14 protein-coding genes and 2 tRNA genes are annotated in these 17,528 nt (G+C 66.4%); 7 read left to right on the forward strand and 9 right to left on the reverse strand.

Features of this window, described 5'->3' with window-relative positions:
- Window positions 1-3: 3 nt before the first annotated feature.
- From BMG03_RS14620 to BMG03_RS14635, 4 genes are all read right to left on the reverse strand, one after another.
- Complete coding sequence (locus BMG03_RS14620; protein WP_075775723.1) at window positions 4-801, reverse strand: trypsin-like serine peptidase; 798 nt, start codon at window positions 799-801, stop codon at window positions 4-6.
- 69 nt (window positions 802-870) lie between these two features.
- A complete protein-coding gene (gene glcF / locus BMG03_RS14625) occupies window positions 871-2,148 on the reverse strand; it encodes a glycolate oxidase subunit GlcF (RefSeq protein ID WP_075775724.1) in 1,278 nt (425 codons plus the stop codon).
- The gene (locus tag BMG03_RS14630; RefSeq protein ID WP_075775725.1) at window positions 2,148-3,227 is read right to left on the reverse strand and encodes an FAD-binding protein; all 1,080 of its coding nucleotides are present in this window, start codon (window positions 3,225-3,227) and stop codon (window positions 2,148-2,150) included. Before BMG03_RS14630 ends, glcF begins: the two co-directional genes overlap by 1 nt.
- Window positions 3,228-3,301: 74 nt before the next feature.
- A complete protein-coding gene (locus BMG03_RS14635; RefSeq protein ID WP_075775726.1) occupies window positions 3,302-4,735 on the reverse strand; it encodes an FAD-linked oxidase C-terminal domain-containing protein in 1,434 nt (477 codons plus the stop codon).
- 81 nt (window positions 4,736-4,816) lie between these two features.
- Here BMG03_RS14635 and BMG03_RS14640 point away from each other — a divergent pair, with 81 nt between their 5' ends.
- From BMG03_RS14640 to BMG03_RS14655, 4 genes are all read left to right on the forward strand, one after another.
- Window positions 4,817-5,518 (forward strand): DUF599 domain-containing protein, encoded by a 702-nt coding sequence (locus BMG03_RS14640; protein ID WP_075775727.1) that lies wholly within the window; start codon window positions 4,817-4,819, stop codon window positions 5,516-5,518.
- Window positions 5,519-5,572: 54 nt separating this feature from the next.
- Complete coding sequence (gene recJ / locus BMG03_RS14645; protein WP_075775728.1) at window positions 5,573-7,315, forward strand: single-stranded-DNA-specific exonuclease RecJ; 1,743 nt, start codon at window positions 5,573-5,575, stop codon at window positions 7,313-7,315.
- A gap of 171 nt (window positions 7,316-7,486) precedes the next feature.
- Window positions 7,487-7,561: transfer RNA gene (locus tag BMG03_RS14650), tRNA-Glu, on the forward strand.
- A gap of 27 nt (window positions 7,562-7,588) precedes the next feature.
- Window positions 7,589-7,663: transfer RNA gene (locus BMG03_RS14655), tRNA-Glu, on the forward strand.
- 159 nt (window positions 7,664-7,822) lie between these two features.
- Here BMG03_RS14655 and BMG03_RS14660 read toward each other — a convergent pair.
- From BMG03_RS14660 to BMG03_RS14680, 5 genes are all read right to left on the reverse strand, one after another.
- On the reverse strand, window positions 7,823-10,183 hold the full coding sequence (locus BMG03_RS14660) for an aldehyde dehydrogenase family protein (protein ID WP_075776896.1): 2,361 nt from the start codon (window positions 10,181-10,183) through the stop codon (window positions 7,823-7,825).
- Window positions 10,184-10,195: 12 nt separating this feature from the next.
- A complete protein-coding gene (deoC, locus tag BMG03_RS14665) occupies window positions 10,196-11,203 on the reverse strand; it encodes a deoxyribose-phosphate aldolase (RefSeq protein ID WP_206184223.1) in 1,008 nt (335 codons plus the stop codon).
- 103 nt (window positions 11,204-11,306) lie between these two features.
- The gene (rbsK, locus tag BMG03_RS14670; RefSeq protein WP_075776897.1) at window positions 11,307-12,239 is read right to left on the reverse strand and encodes a ribokinase; all 933 of its coding nucleotides are present in this window, start codon (window positions 12,237-12,239) and stop codon (window positions 11,307-11,309) included.
- Between the two features lie 99 nt (window positions 12,240-12,338).
- Window positions 12,339-13,073 (reverse strand): DeoR/GlpR family DNA-binding transcription regulator, encoded by a 735-nt coding sequence (locus tag BMG03_RS14675; RefSeq protein WP_167733397.1) that lies wholly within the window; start codon window positions 13,071-13,073, stop codon window positions 12,339-12,341.
- Between the two features lie 134 nt (window positions 13,074-13,207).
- Complete coding sequence (locus BMG03_RS14680) at window positions 13,208-14,836, reverse strand: FGGY-family carbohydrate kinase (protein ID WP_075776899.1); 1,629 nt, start codon at window positions 14,834-14,836, stop codon at window positions 13,208-13,210.
- 349 nt (window positions 14,837-15,185) lie between these two features.
- On the opposite strand from BMG03_RS14680, the gene BMG03_RS14685 reads away from it, so the two are divergent.
- Genes BMG03_RS14685 through BMG03_RS20795 form a run of 3 tightly spaced genes read left to right on the forward strand, consistent with a single transcriptional unit; the run spans window position 15,186 to window position 17,421 of the window.
- Complete coding sequence (locus tag BMG03_RS14685; protein ID WP_075776900.1) at window positions 15,186-16,127, forward strand: sulfurtransferase; 942 nt, start codon at window positions 15,186-15,188, stop codon at window positions 16,125-16,127.
- A gap of 14 nt (window positions 16,128-16,141) precedes the next feature.
- On the forward strand, window positions 16,142-17,260 hold the full coding sequence (locus BMG03_RS14690) for a YeeE/YedE family protein (RefSeq protein ID WP_075776991.1): 1,119 nt from the start codon (window positions 16,142-16,144) through the stop codon (window positions 17,258-17,260).
- Window positions 17,257-17,421: a hypothetical protein gene (locus BMG03_RS20795; protein ID WP_157771600.1), complete on the forward strand. Its 165-nt coding sequence runs from the start codon at window positions 17,257-17,259 to the stop codon at window positions 17,419-17,421. The genes BMG03_RS14690 and BMG03_RS20795 overlap by 4 nt, the downstream gene beginning before the upstream one ends.
- Window positions 17,422-17,528 lie beyond the last annotated feature (107 nt).

Genomic DNA, 17,528 nt, shown 5'->3' on the forward strand with positions numbered 1-17,528 from the left:
CGCTCAGTTCGCCTTGATGAACTTGGCCCCGCCCGCGCGAATTTCGCGGGTAGTGGCGACGTTGTCGCGGCTCTCGATGGCCTGCCGCAGATCGGCGACCCCATTGGCCAGCGCCCCGATCGAGACCGGGCGCGTGCCCATCTCGGCCTTGGCGGAGACCACCGAGACGATCTCGGGGCGGCCGTTGGCGAAGCTGAAGACCGGCGAGCCCGAGGCCCCGAAATCGGCCGAGCAACTCATCACGACCGTCGCGCCTGCGCGCTCCAGCACCGAGCAGTTTCGTTGCAGCGACGGTGCCTCCGAGCGGCCCTGCGCATAGGAGAGCACGCCGACTTCCTCGCCACGATAAGGCGCGCTGCGCGACACTTCGAAGGGCTGAAGCTGTGGCAGGCGGATCGGCTGGGCGAGCTTGATCAGCGCCAGATCGAATTCCGAACGCTTCACGCCGACCGGCCCGCCATAGTGATAGGAGGGATGCAGCACCGCGCGCGACACCTTGCGATAGGCTTCGGCGCGGCCGTTGCGCCAACCCGCGAGGAACTCGATCTCCCGCGCGTCTATCAGCGCACCGCTGCGCTTGTCATAGAGGCAATGCCCCGCCGTCAGCACCAGATCAGGCGCGATCAGCGTGCCGGTGCAAAAGCTGCCATGACCCAGATCGAGCCGCCCGACCGCCTGCCAGCCGCGCGTATCGTCGCCGGTTTCCAGCGCGCGCAAGGACGTCGCATGGGTGATCGTGTCGGCCCGCGCAAGCACAGGAACGGCGGTCAGACAGGCAAGAGCGAGAGCAAGAAGGCGCATCGGGGCTCCGAAGATTGCGGGGCGTTTCGTCCTGCTTAGCGCCCCGATGCGGCCAGATTGTGGCGTGGATCACGCTTGCGCAAGCGCGGGTGGCTTCGGCCCGCCCGTGGCCCAATCCAAAAGTTCGACAGTGTGGACAACGGGCACCTCCGTGCCGCCGCCGATCTGCACCATGCAACCGATATTGCCCGCCGCGATCACCTCCGGCTGCTTCGCCTCGAGCGTCGCCACTTTGCGCTTCTTAAGCTCGTCGGAAATCTCCGGCTGCAGCAGGTTGTAGGTGCCCGCCGAGCCGCAGCACAGATGGCTATCGGCGGGCTCGACCACCTCGAAGCCGGCGCGTTTCAGAAGATCCTTCGGCGCGGATTTGATCTGCTGACCGTGCTGGAGCGAACAGGCCGCGTGATAGGCGACTCGCATCCCGCCCTTGCCCTCGGGCAGACCGATCTTCACGAGGAATTCCGAGATGTCGCAGGCGAGCCCAGCCACCTTCGCCGCATCCTCGGCGATCGGATCGTTGCGGAAGATATGCCCGTAATCCTTCACCGTAGTGCCGCAGCCCGACGTATTGATGATCACCGCATCCAGATCGCGCTCGCTCAGATAGGCACGGATATTGTTCGCGGCCTGCGCATGGCTCTCTTTCTCGCGGCCCATGTGATGCGACAGCGCCCCACAGCAGCCAAGGTTCTTCGGTATCACCACCTCGCAGCCCAACCGCCGCAGCAGCCGGATCGTCGCATCGTTGATATCGGTGTTGAGCGCCCGCTGCGCGCAGCCGATCTGCAGCGCCACGCGGTATTTCTTCTCGCCCATAGGCGCGAAAACCTGAGCGTCATCGTTGCGGCTGACCGGCGGGATGGTTTTCGGCGCCATGCCCACCATCGCGCGCAGGCGCTTGTCGGGCAGCAGCCCCGCGAAGGGCTTCGCCAACTTCGCGCCGCCCATCGCAAGACGGAAGCGGCCCGGATAGGGCACGATCTTCGCCAGCGTCCAGCGCAGCAGCCGGTCCATCATCGGGCGCTTGTAGGTCTTCTCTACATGGGCGCGCGCATGGTCGATCAGATGCATGTAATGCACGCCCGAGGGGCAAGTCGTCATGCAGGCCAGGCAGCTCAGGCAACGATCGAGATGCTTGACCGTCTTCTCATCCGCGGGCCGGTCATTCTCCAGCATGTCCTTGATCAGGTAGATGCGCCCGCGCGGACTGTCCAACTCGTCGCCCAGCACCTGATAGGAGGGGCAGGTCGCGGTGCAGAACCCGCAATGGACGCAGGCGCGCAGGATCTCGTTGGAGCGCGCGACGCCGGGATCTTTCAGCTGTTCGGGCGAAAAATTCGTCTGCATCAGCTCATCCTTCCGGGGTTCAGAATACCTTTGGGGTCGAATTGCGCCCGCAACGCGGTGGTGAGCGTGGCGATCGGCGCGGGTTCGGGCTCGAAGGTCACGCCCGCCGCGCCGCGCATGCAGGTCGCATGGCCGGTATAGGGCGAGGCCAGCGCACGGACATCGCTCCCCTCTGGCAGAAGCGCCCAGATCAGCCCGCCGCCCCAGTCGAGCAGCACCTCGCCGCCGAGCCTTGCCACGAGGTCAGACGCCTCCGAAGGCTTCACCGAGAGCCGCCACAGATCGCCGTCCTTGCCGATAAACGGCTCCAGATCGCGCAGGCTTTGCCAGATCGCGGCCGAGCCCTCTTCCTCGACCCGAACCGGGCCGAACGGCTCCATCAGTCTGCGCAACTGTTCCGCCCGGTAGGCGACGGATTCGGCGAGGCCTTCGACCCGGACCACCGCGCCGGTGCCGGGCAACCAGCCCGCACCGGACACGTCGAAGGGCGAACCAAGCGCCGCCGCCAGCGCAACTTGCGCGGCCCCTGCCGGAAGGTCGATCACCACCGTCGCCTGAGACGGCGCGGCGGGCAGCAGCTTGAAAGCCACCTCGCTCATCACGCCGAGCGTGCCCCAGCTTCCCGCCATCAGCTTCACCAGATCGTAGCCGGTGACGTTCTTCATCACCCGGCCACCGTTTTTCACGATCTGCCCGCGCCCGTCGACGAAACGCGTGCCGATCAGACTGTCGCGACAGGCCCCGGCCTGCACCCGGCGCGGCCCCGAGACGTTCGCCGCCACGACACCGCCTACGGTGCTCTGACCGCGCACGCCCAGGACCGGGCCCCAATTCGCTGGTTCGAAGGGCAGACGTTGACCCTCGGCGGCAATCGCGGCCTCCACCTCGGCGAGGGGCGTTCCGGCGCCGACGACCAGCGTCAGCGCGCCCGGCTCATAGAGCGTGATGCCCGAAATCCCGACTTCCAGCGGCTCGCCCAGACAACGTCCAACCGGCCGCGTGCCGCCTCCACGCACCGCCAGCGCGCCACCCGCATCCCGGACGGCCTCGGCCAGCTGCGCCTCGCTTTCAACTCTCATGAAATCTGCCTTCCTCTTGGCAAAAATATCCCGGGGGCTCGCGTCAGCGAGCGGGGCAGCGCCCCTCTCCCTTTTCAGCTCGCACGGCGGCTCGCGCTCGCGCCGAGCGGGAACACCTTCGCCGGGTTCAAAAGCCATTTCGGGTCGAACACGTCCTTCACCCGCATCTGCGCTTCCAGATCGGCGGGTTCGAATTGAACATCCATCAGGTCGCGCTTCTCGATGCCCACGCCATGCTCGCCGGTCAGGCAGCCGCCCGCCTCGACGCAGAGCTTAAGGATCTCCGCGCCCAGCTTTTCGCATTGCTCCTGCTGGCCCGGCTCGTTGGCGTTATACAGGATCAGCGGGTGCATATTGCCGTCGCCCGCGTGGAAGACGTTTGCGACGTCGAGCCCGAAATCCTTCGACAACTCGCCGATCCGGCGCAGCACGAAGGGCAGCTCCGAGACCGGGATCGTCCCGTCGAGGCACATGTAATCGTTAATCTGCCCCATCGCGCCGAAGGCCGACTTCCGGCCCAGCCAGATCCGCGCGGCCTCGTCGGCCGATTGCGCCTCGCGGAACTCGACCGGCTCGTGACGGGTCGCGATCTGGCGGATCATGCCGATCTGCTCGTCGATCTCGGCTTCCGAGCCCTCGCATTCGACGATCAGCAGCGCCTCGCAATCGGGATAGCCCGCATGGCAGAAGGCTTCGGTCGCGCGGATGCAGGGGCGGTCCATGAACTCGATCGCGACGGGCAGGATGCCCGCCTTGATGATATCGGCGACGCAGGCGCCCGCGACCTCGTTCGAGTTGAATCCGATCAGCACGGGGCGTGCGCCTTCGGGTTTCGGCAGGATCTTAAGCGTGGCTTCGGTCACGACGCCCAATTGCCCCTCCGAGCCGCAGATCAGCCCCAGCAGATCGAGCCCGCCCGCATCCAGATACGGTCCGCCGATCTCGACCACCTCGCCCTCCATCGTGACCAGCGTCACGCCGAGGAGGTTATTCGTCGTCACCCCGTATTTCAGGCAATGCGCACCGCCGGAATTCATCGCGATATTGCCCGAGATCGCGCAGGCGAGCTGCGAGGACGGATCGGGCGCGTAGAACCAGCCATCGCTTTCCACCGCCCCGGTCACCGAAAGGTTCGTCCGTCCCGCCTCGACCCGGATGAAGCGGTTGGTGTAATCGGTCTCCAGCACGGCATTCATCCGCGCGAGCCCCAGCACCACCGAATCCGCCTGCGGCATCGACCCGCCCGCAAGCGAGGTGCCCGCGCCGCGCGGCACCACCGGCACGCCCAGTTCGTGACAGGCCTTCAGCGCCGCCGCGACCTCCGCCGTCGAGCGCGGCAGCACCACGCCCAGCGGCTGGCAGCGATAGGCCGAAAGCGCATCGCATTCATAGGCGCGCGTCTCGCTCGGATCGTCGATCACCGCATCCGCGGGCAGAACCTCGCGCAGGCGGGCGATGATCTGCGGCTTGCGCGCCAGCAGATCCTCCTTCGGCTTGGGCATTTCCATGGCAAACTCCTCCCGGTTGGTCAGAAAATATAACCAATAAGCCCCGGTGACAAGGGAAGCCGCATCGCGCTAACTGTCGATATGACGACGATGTTTCATATCGGCCCGCTCGGGCCTCTCGATCTCGCGGCGCTTGCGCTTCTCGTCACCTGCTGGCTCGTGATCGGCTGGACGACCGAACATCCGAGCACCGGCCGCCCTTCGATGGGCAAGCTGATGGAAAATTACCGTCGCGAATGGATGCGCCAGCTGGTGACGCGCCAGCCGCGGATCTTCGATTCGGCCATGGTGGACGGGCTGCGGCAATCGACGACCTTCTTCGCCTCTTCTTCGCTGATCGCCATCGGCGCGGGGCTGGCGCTGATCGCGAACCCGCAGCCCCTGACGAATCTCGCCGATGATTTCGACATCGCGCGCGGCCCGGACCTGCTGTGGGAGGCGCGCATCCTGACGGCCGTGCTCTTCGGCGCGAATGCGTTTCTGAAATTCGTCTGGTCGCATCGGCTGTTCTCCTACGCCGCGATCGCAATGGCGGCGGTGCCCAACGAGCCCGAGGACCCGCTGGCCTATCCGCGCGCCGAACAGGCGGCGCAGGTGAACATCAACGCGGCGAAGAGCTTCAATCGCGGGCTGCGTTCCGTCTATTTCGCGCTGGCGACGCTGGCATGGCTGCTCGGGCCCTATGCGCTCATTGCGGCGACGCTGTTCACCACGGCGATGCTCTGGCGGCGTGAATTCGCCTCGGACTCGCGCCAGGCGCTGCTGGAGAACATCCCCGACTAGGCGCGGCGCGCTCGCCTCTGGCAGCCTCCGCATGATTTGGCTAAACCCGACGCCATGAGCAGTTTCCTTTCCGTCGAGCAATCCCTGACAGGCCGCCGCTGGATCGGCCCCACACCCGAGGCCGACCGGCTGGCCGAGGCGATGGCGCAGCAGACGCGCTTGCCCCTGCCCCTCGCCCGCATCCTCGTCGCGCGCGGTGTGACGCCGGAGGAGAGCGAGGGCTTCCTCGAACCCACGATCCGCGAACTTCTCCCCGACCCCCGATCCTTGCGCGACATGGAGCAGGCGGCGGCGCGGTTCCTGAAAGCGGTGAAGTCGGGTGAGAAGATCGCCGTTTTCGCGGATTACGACGTCGATGGCGGCGCCTCGGCGGCGCTGCTGATCAACTGGCTGCGCGCGATGGGGCGCGAGGCGACGCTCTATATTCCCGACCGGATCGACGAGGGCTACGGGCCGAACGTGCCCGCGATGGAAAGCCTCGGGGCCGAGCATCCGCTGATCGTTTGCGTCGATTGCGGCACGCTGAGCCACGAGCCCGTAGCCGCCGCGAAGCCCGCCGATGTCGTCATCCTCGATCACCACCTTGGCGGCGAGACCCTGCCCCCCGCGCTGGCCGTGGTGAACCCGAACCGACAGGACGAGACCGGCGAGCTGGGTCATCTCTGCGCGGCTTCAGTCGTCTTCCTGATGTTGGTGGAGGCGAACCGGCAGCTGCGCGACGAAGGTGTGCAGGGCCCGCCCTTGATGACGCTTCTCGATCTGGTGGCACTTGCGACGGTGGCCGATGTCGCGCCGCTTACGGGCTGCAACCGGGCGCTGGTGCGGCAGGGGCTCAAGATCATGGCGCGGCGCGAGCGGCCCGGCCTCGTGGCGCTGTCGGACGTGGCGCGGCTCGACCGTGCGCCCGCCGCCTATCACTTGGGCTTCGTGCTGGGACCGAGGATCAATGCAGGCGGGCGGATCGGCGCGGCCGATCTGGGCGCGCGTCTGCTGTCGACAACCGACCCGCACGAGGCGCAATCCATCGCGGAACGGCTCGATCAGCTCAACACCGAGCGCCGAGAGGTAGAGAACGCCGTGCGGGAGGCGGCGCTGACGCAGGCCGAGGAACGCGGACTCAACGCGCCGCTGGTCTGGGCGGCGGGCGCTGGCTGGCACCCGGGCGTCGTCGGCATCGTGGCCGCGCGGCTGAAAGAGGCGACGAACCGCCCCTCGGTCGTGATCGGGGTGGAGAACGGGATCGGCAAAGGCTCGGCCCGCTCCGTCGCCGGCGTCGATATCGGGGCCGCGATCCAGCGCGTCGCCGCCGAGGGGCTGCTGCTGAAAGGCGGCGGGCACAAGATGGCGGCGGGCCTCACGGTGGAGGAAAACAAGCTGGAGCCTGCGATGGCGCGCCTGTCGGAGCTTCTGGCCAAACAGGGTGCGGGAGAGATCGGCCCGCGCGACCTGCGTCTCGACGGGATGCTGATGCCGGGCGCGGCGACCGCGCAACTGATTGAAGACCTCGACCGCGCCGGCCCCTTCGGCCAAGGCGCTCCTGCCCCGCGTTTCGCCTTTGCGGATATGGAAGTCGTGGGCGCGCGCCGGATCGGCGAGAGCCATCTGCGCTTCATGTTCGGCGACGGTATGGGCGCGCGGATCGAGACAGTCTGCTTCGGCGCGTTCGACTGCCCGCTCGGCCCCGCGCTGAGCCAGCCGGGCGCGAAGCGTTTCCACCTCGCCGGACGGTTGGAGATCAACACATGGGGCGGGCGCAACAAGGTGCAGCTGCGGCTCGAGGACGCGTCCGAAGCGTAAGCGACGCCCCACGATTGCACACAGAAAAGGGCTGTAATTCCAAGGCTTCGAGACTGCCGTAACGGAGGGACAAAAACTTTCCAAAAATCCGCAAATACCCTCTTGCGAGTCACGGTTCTCTGGCCTAAACACCGCTCCACCTTAGGCAGGTATGCCCGGAAGGTTCAGAGTGGTCCGTTCGTCTATCGGTTAGGACGCCAGGTTTTCAACCTGGAAAGAGGGGTTCGATTCCCCTACGGACTGCCACTTCCGAGCCCTGACTGAGCGTTATGCGGTCCGTTCGTCTATCGGTTAGGACGCCAGGTTTTCAACCTGGAAAGAGGGGTTCGATTCCCCTACGGACTGCCACTACTCCCCCGATTTCAAAGCGATTTCACCACGCGCGCCGCTTGGTCGCGTGTGTTTCCATTCGTGGCACAGCGCGGCTCTGCGCGCGCCGATCCCTCATCAAAAAAAGCGGCCCATTTCGGGGCCGCTTTCTCGTATCCCTGTCAGGGGCCTGGGGCCTCACGCGCCGTATGGTACCCAGATATTCTTCACCTGCGTCGCGCGGTCGAGGAACAGACGCCCCTGCCCCGCACGGGCTCCCCAGTCGCGTGCGTCGTCGGCTTCGACCCAGGTCTGTTTGAGGTTCCCGGCGCTTTGCGCCTCGACCATCCGGCAGCCCTCGGCATTGCCGAAATACCACATCGCATCGACGCCATCATGCGCCGCCAGCGTCTTCGCCAGCTCGTCGCGCGGGCCGGTGACGATGTTGACCACGCCGTCCGGCACGTCCGAGGTATCGAGCACCTGATAGAGATCGGTCGCGGCCAGCGGGTGGGTCTGGCTCGGGACCAGCACGACCCGGTTGCCCATGGCGATCGCAGGCAGCACCAGCGAAATCGCCCCCAGAAGCGGCTGCGCGGTCGGGGCCACAAGTCCCATCACCCCGATCGGCTCGTTCATCGCGAGGGTCACGAATTCGGACTTCGTCGCGTGCACCGCGCCGTCGAACTTGTCGGCTTGGGCGGCATACCAGAAGCAACGCTCCACCGCCGTCTCGACTTCGGCCTCGGCGGCTTTGCGCGAGGCGCCGAAGCTTTCCAGACGGGCGGCGAATTCCGCGCCGCGCGCCGAGAGGTTCTCGCCGATGTAATAGAGCACCTGCGCCCGGTTATGGCCCGTGGCCTTGCCCCAGCCCTTCGCCTTATGCGCCGCCTCGGCCGCGTTGCGGATGTCCTTGCGGTTGCCGAGCCCTGCGAGCCCCACGACCGCCTTGCCACCCTTCACCTGATAGCTGTAACCGCTATCGGGCCGCGCCTGCTTGCCGCCGACATAGAGCTTCGCGGTGCGGTCGATCTCGCCGCCCTTGATCGTGTCGGCGGGGCCGGTCTCCAGCTCGGCGGGCGTCGTGCCCTTGCCATTGCCGGTGGCCGCCGCCGGGTTGCGCAGATAGGCACGCATGCCTTCGCGACCGCCCTCGCGACCGAAGCCGCTCTCGCGATAGCCGCCGAAGCCCGCGCCTGCGTCGAAAATGTTGGTCGAGTTGATCCAGACGATCCCGGCCTTCACCTGCCCCGCGATGTCGAGGCACAGGTTCACGTTCTCCGACCAGATGCTGGCCGCGAGCCCGTAGCGCGTGTTGTTGGCCAGAGCGACCGCATCAGACGGCGTGCGGAAGGTGGTGAGCGTGACCACGGGGCCGAAGATTTCTTCGGTGGCGAGAACGCTCGCAGGCTCCACATCCGTAACCAGCGTCGGCGGGAAGTAGCAGCCCTGCGGGGCAGAGCCTTGGGTCAGCGTTGCCCCCTCGCTTGCGCCCTTCTCGACCAGATCGCGGATGCGCGCGAGCTGCGAGGGATGCACGATCGCACCGATATCGGTGCTCTTGTCCATCGGATCGCCGGTGCGCAGCGTCTTCATCCGGGCGCGCAGCAGCGTCTCGAACCGTTCGGCCACCGCCTCGGCCACGAGGATGCGCGAGCCAGCGCAGCAGACCTGACCCTGGTTGAACCAGATTGCGTCCACCACGCCCTCGACGGCGGCGTCCAGATCGGCATCTTCGAAGACGATGAAAGGGGATTTGCCGCCCAGCTCCAGCGTCAGCGCCTTGCCCGAACCAGCCGTGCGCTCGCGCAGGATGCGGCCCACATCGGTCGAGCCGGTGAAGGCCAGCTTGTCGATGCCCTCATGGCCGACGATCGCAGCCCCAGTTTCGCCGTCGCCGGTGACAATGTTGATCACGCCCTTCGGGATGCCGCATTCCTGCGCGATCTCGGCGAAGGCCAGCGCGGTCAGCGGCGTGTATTCGGCGGGCTTCAGCACGACCGTATTGCCAGCCGCCAGTGCCGGTGCGACCTTCCACGCCAGCATCAGAAGCGGGAAGTTCCACGGGATGATCTGGCCGCAGACGCCCTGCGCCGTATGGCCCGGCAGCTCGTCCTCGAGGATCTCCGCCCAGCCGGCATGGTGATAGAAATGGCGTGCGACCAGCGGGATGTCGATGTCGCGGCTCTCGCGGATCGGCTTGCCGCTGTCGAGTGTCTCGAGCACGGCGAGCAGGCGCGAATGCTGCTGGATGTGACGGGCGAGCGCGTAGAGGTGCTTCGCGCGCTGATGGCCCGACAGCTTCGCCCAACCGCTTTGCGCCCTGCGCGCGGCTGAGACGGCGGCATCCACGTCCGACGCCGAACCTTGCGTGACGCGCGCCAGCACCGTGTCGCTTGCCGGATCGCGGACTTCGAACAGATCGCCCGGCTTGGTCATCGCGCCGTCGATGAAATGGCCGAAGCCGCCCTCATGCTTGGCGAGCCACTTGCGCGCCTGGCTGTCGTCTTCGGGGGCCACGCCGTACTCCATGGTTTCGAGGATGCTCTGAATGCTCATTTTTGTCTCTCCTCAGGCCAGCGCGTGACGGCTGCTATCGGCGTAACGGCCAGTGACGTAGTGCTCCAGCTGGCGCTCGATATCACCCAGCATCGAGCTTGCGCCGAAGCGGAACAGGTCGGGGTTGAGCCAGTCGCGGCCCAGCTCTTCTTTCATCAGGATCTGCCAGGCCAGCGCCTCTTTCGCCTGCTTCATCCCGCCTGCGGGTTTGAAGCCGATGCGGTGGCCGGTCGCCATCCCGTAATCGCGCAGCGCACGCAGCATGGTCAGGCTGACAGGCAGCGTCGCGTTGACGCTTTCCTTGCCGGTGGAGGTCTTGATGAAATCGGCGCCCGCCTGCATCGCCACCATCGAGGCGGAATAGACGTTGTTGAGCGTCTCCAGCTCGCCGGTGGCCAGGATCGCCTTCATATGGGCGTCACCGCAGGCCTCGCGCATCGCCGCAATCTCGTCATGCAGGCCCTGCCAGTTCCGGGTCAGCGCCAGTTCGCGGTTGATCACGATGTCAATCTCGGCCGCGCCCTGCGCCACCGCCCAGCGGATTTCCTCGAGCCGCAGATGCAGCGGCATCAGACCCGTCGGGAAGCCCGTCGCGACCGAGGCCACGGGAATCCCCGTGCCCTCCAGTGCCTTGACCGCATGCGGCACCATCGTCGGGTAGACGCAGACCGCGCCCACAGTCAGCTCGCCCGGGCTGAGTCCGAGACCCGCTTCGATATGCGAGGCCAAGGGCTTGCGCGCCTTCGCACAGAGCCGCTTCACCCGGCCTTCGGTATCGTCGCCCGCAAGCGTCGTCAGGTCGATGCAACGCACCGCGTTGACCAGCCATGCCGCCTGATGCGCCTTCTTCACGCTGCGCCGGGCAGTGAGCGTCGCACAGCGGCGTTCGGCGGCGGCGCGGTTCACCCGGTGCCCCTCGAACATCCCCACATCGAGCGCCATGCCGGGGTTGCGCACATGCTCCCCCGCCGCGTTGGCGGTGGGCACCAAAGCCCCTTCCGCCTGCGTCTCGGTTTTCATTTCGGTCTTCATTGCGTGTCTCCTAAATCGGGACTCGTCACAGCCTCGCCATCACGTCCGGGGACATCTCCGGGGCGCGCGATCGGGACAAGATCAGCATACTTCAGCCGAGCCCATGCTCGGAAAGAAAGTCGTCGAATTCGGCGGGCGTCGCGTAGCTGATTTGCGTACCGCGACGGGTGATCGAGAGGGCTGCATAACGCGCGGCCCGGGTCAGCGCCGCGGTGGGCTCCATCCCTTGTCCGAGGAAATGCGCGAAACTGCCGATGAAGGCGTCGCCTGCGCCGGTCGTGTCCACGGGGGTCACGGAGACGGGCGCGATCTCTTCGACGGTGTCCGCCGTGATCCGACGCGCACCGCGACCGCCGAGCGTCACGACGACGTTGTGGATGCCGCGCTCGATCAGGCTGCGCGCGGCGGCGATCACTTCATCCTCGGTGCCTGTCGGCAGCCCCGAGAGCATTGCCAGCTCGCTCTCGTTCGGACAGAACCAATCGAGCCCGTCGAGCCGCTCGATATCCAGGTCGGGATGCGCGGGCGCCGGATTGAGGATCGTCGTCACGCCTTCGCGCGCCCCGAAGGCCACGGTGTGATAGACCGTCTCCAGATCGACCTCGAGCTGCATCAGGATCGCGGAGGCGGCGCGCAGCGTCTCGGCTGCCGCATCGACGTCAGCCGGGGCGAGCGCCGCGTTGGCGCCTTTCACGATGAGGATCGCGTTCTCGCCATCGCGCTCGACGAAGATCGGCGCCACTCCCGACGCTGCCCCTTCCACCGTCCGCACATGGGTCGTGTCGATCCCGTTCGCTTCCAAATTGGCACGGACCTGCGGGCCGAAGCCGTCATCGCCAACGCAAGTGACCATCGCCACATCCGAGCCCAGCCGCGCGGCGGCCACCGCCTGGTTCGCGCCCTTGCCCCCGAAGCCCATCACGAAATCGGGGGCCTCCAAGGTTTCGCCGCGACCCGGCATCCGGTCGATATAGGTCACCAGATCCATCATGTTCGAGCCGACGACGGCAATCTTCTCAGGCATTCTCTTTCTCCGTCAGTTCGAAAATTCTCGCGGCTCCGCCCGATAATGTTACGATCGCAACATAACTCGGACCTTCTCGCGCGACGCAGCGAGTGTCAACTACAACGTGAAGCTCATCCCGGCGAGAAGCCCGGCCTCGGTCACAACGCCCGAAATCTCGTCGAGCGTCGCAAAAACGACCGGCTTGCGCTGGCCGATCTTGCTGGCGTCCACCACCACAAAACACTGTTTCGAAGCCTCGATCGCCGCGCGTTTCAACGGGACTTCGTACTCGTGCGAACAGCTGAGCGCACCGTCAGAACCGACGCCACCAGCCGAGAGGAACGCCACGTCGATTCCGAGTGGCGCCAATCTCTCCTGCGGATTTCCGGCATGACAGGAGCGTGTGCTCGACTTGATCTCCCCGCCGAGAAACTCGACCGGGACACTGCTGCGCCCCTGAAGGATCTCCGCCGTGGTCAGACAATGGGTGATGATTCGCCGCGCTTTGCCCTGCGCCAGGAGCCGCGCGAGATGGGGCAACGTGGTGCCGGTATCGAGGAACACGACCGCGCCTTCGGGCACCAGGTCGAGCGCATGGCCCGCCGCCGCGCGCTTGGCGTCGATGGCGCGGTTCATCTGCGCGTCGAAGTCGTAATGCTCGGTCGTGCGGGTGGTGACGATATAGCCACCCCGGCAGGCAAACCCCGCCTCGGGCTGGGCCGCGTCGCGTCGCAGCGTCATCTCTGTCACGCCCATCTGCTCGGACAAATCCCGCAAACGCAGGGCGGGCGAGACATCTAGCAAGGCGGTTATCTGGTCGATCCGCTCTTGCTGGCGGCTGGGTCTGGTCACGATTTGGCTTTCAAGATCAGGATTTCGAAACGCGTTCCATAATCTGCAGAGTGTCCGTATCCGACCCCACGAAAGCAAGACCTGCGTTCCAGACCGCGCTGCGCCGCTGCGTCACGCCTCGTCAGCCAGTCGCGTCACCCGACCGCATTGGCCATGCTCTCGCGCACTGATCGGGCGGTTGATTGCAGCGTCAGGAAGGCGTCGAACCGCGCCGCGTGCAGACGTTCTATCACACCGCCTGCGGGCGCGAACCGGGTCGCAACCTGCGACATCGCCCCCATCGCGGCTTGTAGGTCATCGAACCCGTTCGCCGCGACCGCGCCAAGCATCGCGGCGCCCAGCAGCACCGGTTCTTCGCAGCGCGTGACCACGACATCGCGCCCCGTTGCATCGGCGATGATCTGACGGGTGACGGGATGCGCACCCGCGCCGCCCGAGATCGAAATCTCCGAGATCGGCGCGCCGTGTTCGGCCTGCACCTCGATGATCTGGCGCAGGCCATAGGCCAGCCCGCAGACCCCCGCGACATAGAGCGCCACGAGCGAGTCCAGCCCGGTCTCCATCCCCTGCCCCACGATCACCGCCCGTGCGTCCGGATCGGCGAAGGGCGCACGGTTGCCCAGGAATTCCGGCACCACGTGCAGCGCCTCGGCAAGCGTCGCGACCTCCGAGGGTGACCCCACCTTCTCGAGCGCGAGATCAGCGAGAAATTCGGGCACGGATTTGCCCGCGGCCTGCGCCCGGTCTCGTGCCTCCTGGGCGGCCGGATGCAGTTGCACCAGTTGCGCAATCGCAGCGCCCGCGCCGGATTGGCCGCCCTCGTTGAGCCACATCCCCGGGATCATCGCCGAGAAATACGGCCCCCAGACGCCGGGCACGAAGGCAGGCTCGCGCGTCGAGGTCATGGTGCAGGAGGACGTGCCGAACACATAGCCCAGACATTGCGCCGGATCGCCCGACCCGCCCTGCGCCGCGACTGTGCCAATCCCACCGGCATGGGCGTCGATCAGCCCGGCGGCGACCGGCGTTCCGGGCGCCAGGCCCATCTGCGCGGCGGCCTCTTCGGTCAGCCCCGCCCCAAGCGGCGTGCCCGGATCAACGATCCGCGCGCCGATCCGTTCGAAGCCGCCCTCGGCCAGATCGCCAAGGCCGATCGCATGGAAATACTCCGGGTCCCAGCGGTTCTCATGGGCGAGATAAGTCCATTTGCAGGTGACCGTGCAGGCGGAGCGCTCCAGCGCGCCGCTCGCCTTCCATGTCAGGAAATCTGCGAGATCGAAGAAATGAAGCGCCTGCGCATAGATCTCGGGGCGCTCCTCGCGCAGCCACATCAGCTTCGGCGTCTGCATCTCCGGCGAAATACGGCCGCCCACATAGCGCAGCACCGCGTGGTCGCCCGCATTGATCCGCACCGCCTGATCGCGGGCTCGGTGATCCATCCAGACGATGACATCGCGCTCGGGCGCATCAGGATCGCCCACGGGCAACCCGCCCTCCGGGCCGATCACGGCGAGCGAACAGGTCGCGTCGAATCCGATCCCCGCGACATCGCGCGGGTCCGCCCCGGACGCGGCGAGGGCTCCCGTCACGGCATCGCAGACCGCCTGCCAGATCTGGGCGCTCGATTGTTCGACATGGCCATGATCGTCCTGCCACATCTCCAACGGATGCTTGCCGACACCGAGAAGCGTGCCCTCCCGGTCGAAAATCCCGGCACGCGCCGAACCGGTTCCAACATCGACACCGACGAAAAGCTTGCTCACGTTGATCCTCCCCAGACGCGCATTTTGCCCAATCCTTAACGGTATCGGGCGGGGACTGCCAACCCGAGCCGGGGCAGACGATTCTCGCAGCACAGAGCTGTCACGCCGCCGAACCCCCGATATCGAGGCCGAAAGGCGTTCCGCTGCGAATAAAAACGCGGTCGCGCGGTTCAGCGTCGCGATGGACCGCGCGTCCACCCCACCACGAGGAAAGGGACGCATATCTCACGATCGATCACGTATTTGGAACATTGTCCCCGCGCGCAATAGAACCAGCGAACCGCCAAAGCTTGCCATCGCAAAAATCCTGAACAATTTGGGACAAAATCCCTAACCAGCGAGGTTACCCATGACCCGTCTCGCACGAATTTCCGCAGCCGTCGCCACCGGCGCTGCCCTGTTCGCCGCCAGCGCCGCGATGGCCAGCGATCTCGGCCCGCTCGTCACCCCGAGCGAGCTGAACGCTGAGATCGACACGCTCGATCCGGTGCTGCTCGACATCCGCACCGGCAGCTATGAGAAAGGCCATATCGACGGCGCCGTCTATGCGCCCTATTCGCTCTTCCGTGGCCCGGACAACAACCCCGGCCAGGTGCCGCCGATCGCGAAGCTGCAGGCGTCCTTCGAGCAGATCGGCCTCGAGCCCGACCGTCCGATCGTGATTATCGCACAGGGCGACACGGACACCGATTTCGGCGCCGCTGCGCGCGTCTACTGGACGCTGAAGAGCACCGGCTTCACCGAGCTGTCGATCCTGAATGGCGGCACGACCGCCTGGGCCAATGCCGGGCTGCCGATGTCGGACGTTACCGAGAACCTGATGCCGACCGATCTCGATCTGACGTGGAATGACCGCTGGACGGCGGAAACCCCGGCCGTGAGCGATGTCGTCAATGGCAAGGGCAAGGCGGTGCTCGTCGATGCGCGCCCGCCGGCCTTCTTCGAAGGCAAGAAAGCGCACTCCGCCGCCTCGCGTCCCGGCACCCTGCCCGGCGCCGAAAACCTGCCCTATACCAAGTTCTTCCGCTCCGGCGCGACGGTGATCGACGCGAAAGCCGATGCGGCCGCACTGAAGGAGAAACTGGGCATCAAGGACGGCGAAGAGGTCGTGTCCTTCTGCAATACCGGGCACTGGGCGGCGACCGACTGGTTCGCCATGTCCGAGCTGGCGGGCATCGACAACGTCAAGCTCTATCCCGGTTCGATGGTGGAATATTCCCAGACCGACGGTAAGATGGCGAACACGCCCGGCCTGTTGCAGAACCTGCTGAACCAACTCACCGGAGGCTAAGAGTGTCCACGGCCATTCTTGAGAAACAGGCAGCGTCGGGCGGGATCGCCCGGCGCAGTGCTTTGATCCTCGCCGCTCTCGTCGCCATCGGCGCGCTCGCGCTGTTCGGCGGCGCGCGCTACGGCTTCATGCTGGCGATCGGCCTCGGCTTCGGCATCGCGCTGGAGGGGCTGCGCTTCGGCTTCGCGGGCCCTTGGCGGGCGATGATCGTGCGCCGCGAACCGGCGGGCATCCTCGCGCAGCTTCTGGCGATCGGTCTCGTCTCCATCGTCGCGATCCCCGCGATCACCAGCCATCCGGGCGAGCTGACCGGCGCGCAGGCCCCGATCGGCTTCGCGATGGTCGGCGGCGCCTTCGTCTTCGGCGCGGCGATGCAGGTTGTGATGGGTTGCGGCTCGGGCACGTTGGTCAATGCGGGCTCTGGCAACCCGATCGGGTTGCTCGCGCTCCCGTTCTTCGCGATCGGCAGCTTCTTCGGCGCTTACGGCCTGATCTGGTGGACCAATCTCGGAGCGCTGCCGATCCTGACCCTGCGCGGCACGAGCGGGCTCGCGGTGACGCTGATCCTGCTGGCGCTGGTAGCCGCCACGGTCTTCTTCCTCGGCAAGCGCGGCTCGCGGAGCCTGCCGCGGCGCTACGTCATCGCAGCGCTCGTCCTCGCAGCGCTCGCCATCGCGAACCTGCTGGTCGCCGGGCAGCCTTGGGGCGTCGTCTACGGGCTGGGTCTCTGGGTCGCGAAAGGCGTGAACGGGATGGGCTTCGATCTGACGCAATCGGCCTTCTATGCAGCCCCCGGCTCGATCACCCGCGTGAATGAGAGCCTGCTGACGGATTACACCTCGCTCACCGATATCGGCCTGATCGCCGGCGCATTCGGTGTGGCGGCATGGCGTCAGGGCGGCTTGTCGCAGAAACTGCCTAGCTATCCGGCGCGCGCCTGGGTCGCGACCGTCGTGGCGGGTTTCCTGCTTGGCTATTCCTCGCGTCTGGCCTTCGGGTGCAACGTCGGCGCCTTCTTCTCGGGCATCTCGACAGGCAGCCTGCACGGCTGGGTCTGGTTCGCGGCCGCCTTCGCGGGCGCCTATCTCGGCATCTGGCTGCGGCCTCGCCTTGGACTGGAGGCGCGCGCATGACCCGGAAAGCGACAGCCTTCACCGCGATGGCGGCACTGCTCCTACTGATCTGCGCGGATCTATTGGGCGCACCGCTCAATCCCTACCAAGCCCCTCCGGCCTTCGCCTTCGGATCCGGTCAGGTCGCAAGCGGCGGGTTCTGCGGAGCGCTGCCGAACTGATCTCCCAAATCCTTGCGATCTGGAACACCGGCCCGCTTCCCTCGGGCCGGTGTTTTCCTGCCCGACCTTGGAACCCCGTGCGCGGCCAGCTAGAGATCACCTGACGC

This window comes from Thioclava nitratireducens, from assembly GCF_001940525.2.
Taxonomy (GTDB): domain Bacteria; phylum Pseudomonadota; class Alphaproteobacteria; order Rhodobacterales; family Rhodobacteraceae; genus Thioclava; species Thioclava nitratireducens.

Bases quoted from the DNA above. Each gene is read 5' to 3' on its own strand.
- BMG03_RS14620 (WP_075775723.1), bottom strand. From the start codon at position 801: ATGCGCCTTCTTGCTCTCGCTCTTGCCTGTCTGACCGCCGTTCCTGTG.
- glcF (WP_075775724.1), bottom strand. From the start codon at position 2,148: ATGCAGACGAATTTTTCGCCCGAACAGCTGAAAGATCCCGGCGTCGCG.
- BMG03_RS14630 (WP_075775725.1), bottom strand. From the start codon at position 3,227: ATGAGAGTTGAAAGCGAGGCGCAGCTGGCCGAGGCCGTCCGGGATGCG.
- BMG03_RS14635 (WP_075775726.1), bottom strand. From the start codon at position 4,735: ATGGAAATGCCCAAGCCGAAGGAGGATCTGCTGGCGCGCAAGCCGCAG.
- BMG03_RS14640 (WP_075775727.1), top strand. From the start codon at position 4,817: ATGACGACGATGTTTCATATCGGCCCGCTCGGGCCTCTCGATCTCGCG.
- recJ (WP_075775728.1), top strand. From the start codon at position 5,573: ATGAGCAGTTTCCTTTCCGTCGAGCAATCCCTGACAGGCCGCCGCTGG.
- BMG03_RS14660 (WP_075776896.1), bottom strand. From the start codon at position 10,183: ATGAGCATTCAGAGCATCCTCGAAACCATGGAGTACGGCGTGGCCCCC.
- deoC (WP_206184223.1), bottom strand. From the start codon at position 11,203: ATGAAAACCGAGACGCAGGCGGAAGGGGCTTTGGTGCCCACCGCCAAC.
- rbsK (WP_075776897.1), bottom strand. From the start codon at position 12,239: ATGCCTGAGAAGATTGCCGTCGTCGGCTCGAACATGATGGATCTGGTG.
- BMG03_RS14685 (WP_075776900.1), top strand. From the start codon at position 15,186: ATGACCCGTCTCGCACGAATTTCCGCAGCCGTCGCCACCGGCGCTGCC.
- BMG03_RS20795 (WP_157771600.1), top strand. From the start codon at position 17,257: ATGACCCGGAAAGCGACAGCCTTCACCGCGATGGCGGCACTGCTCCTA.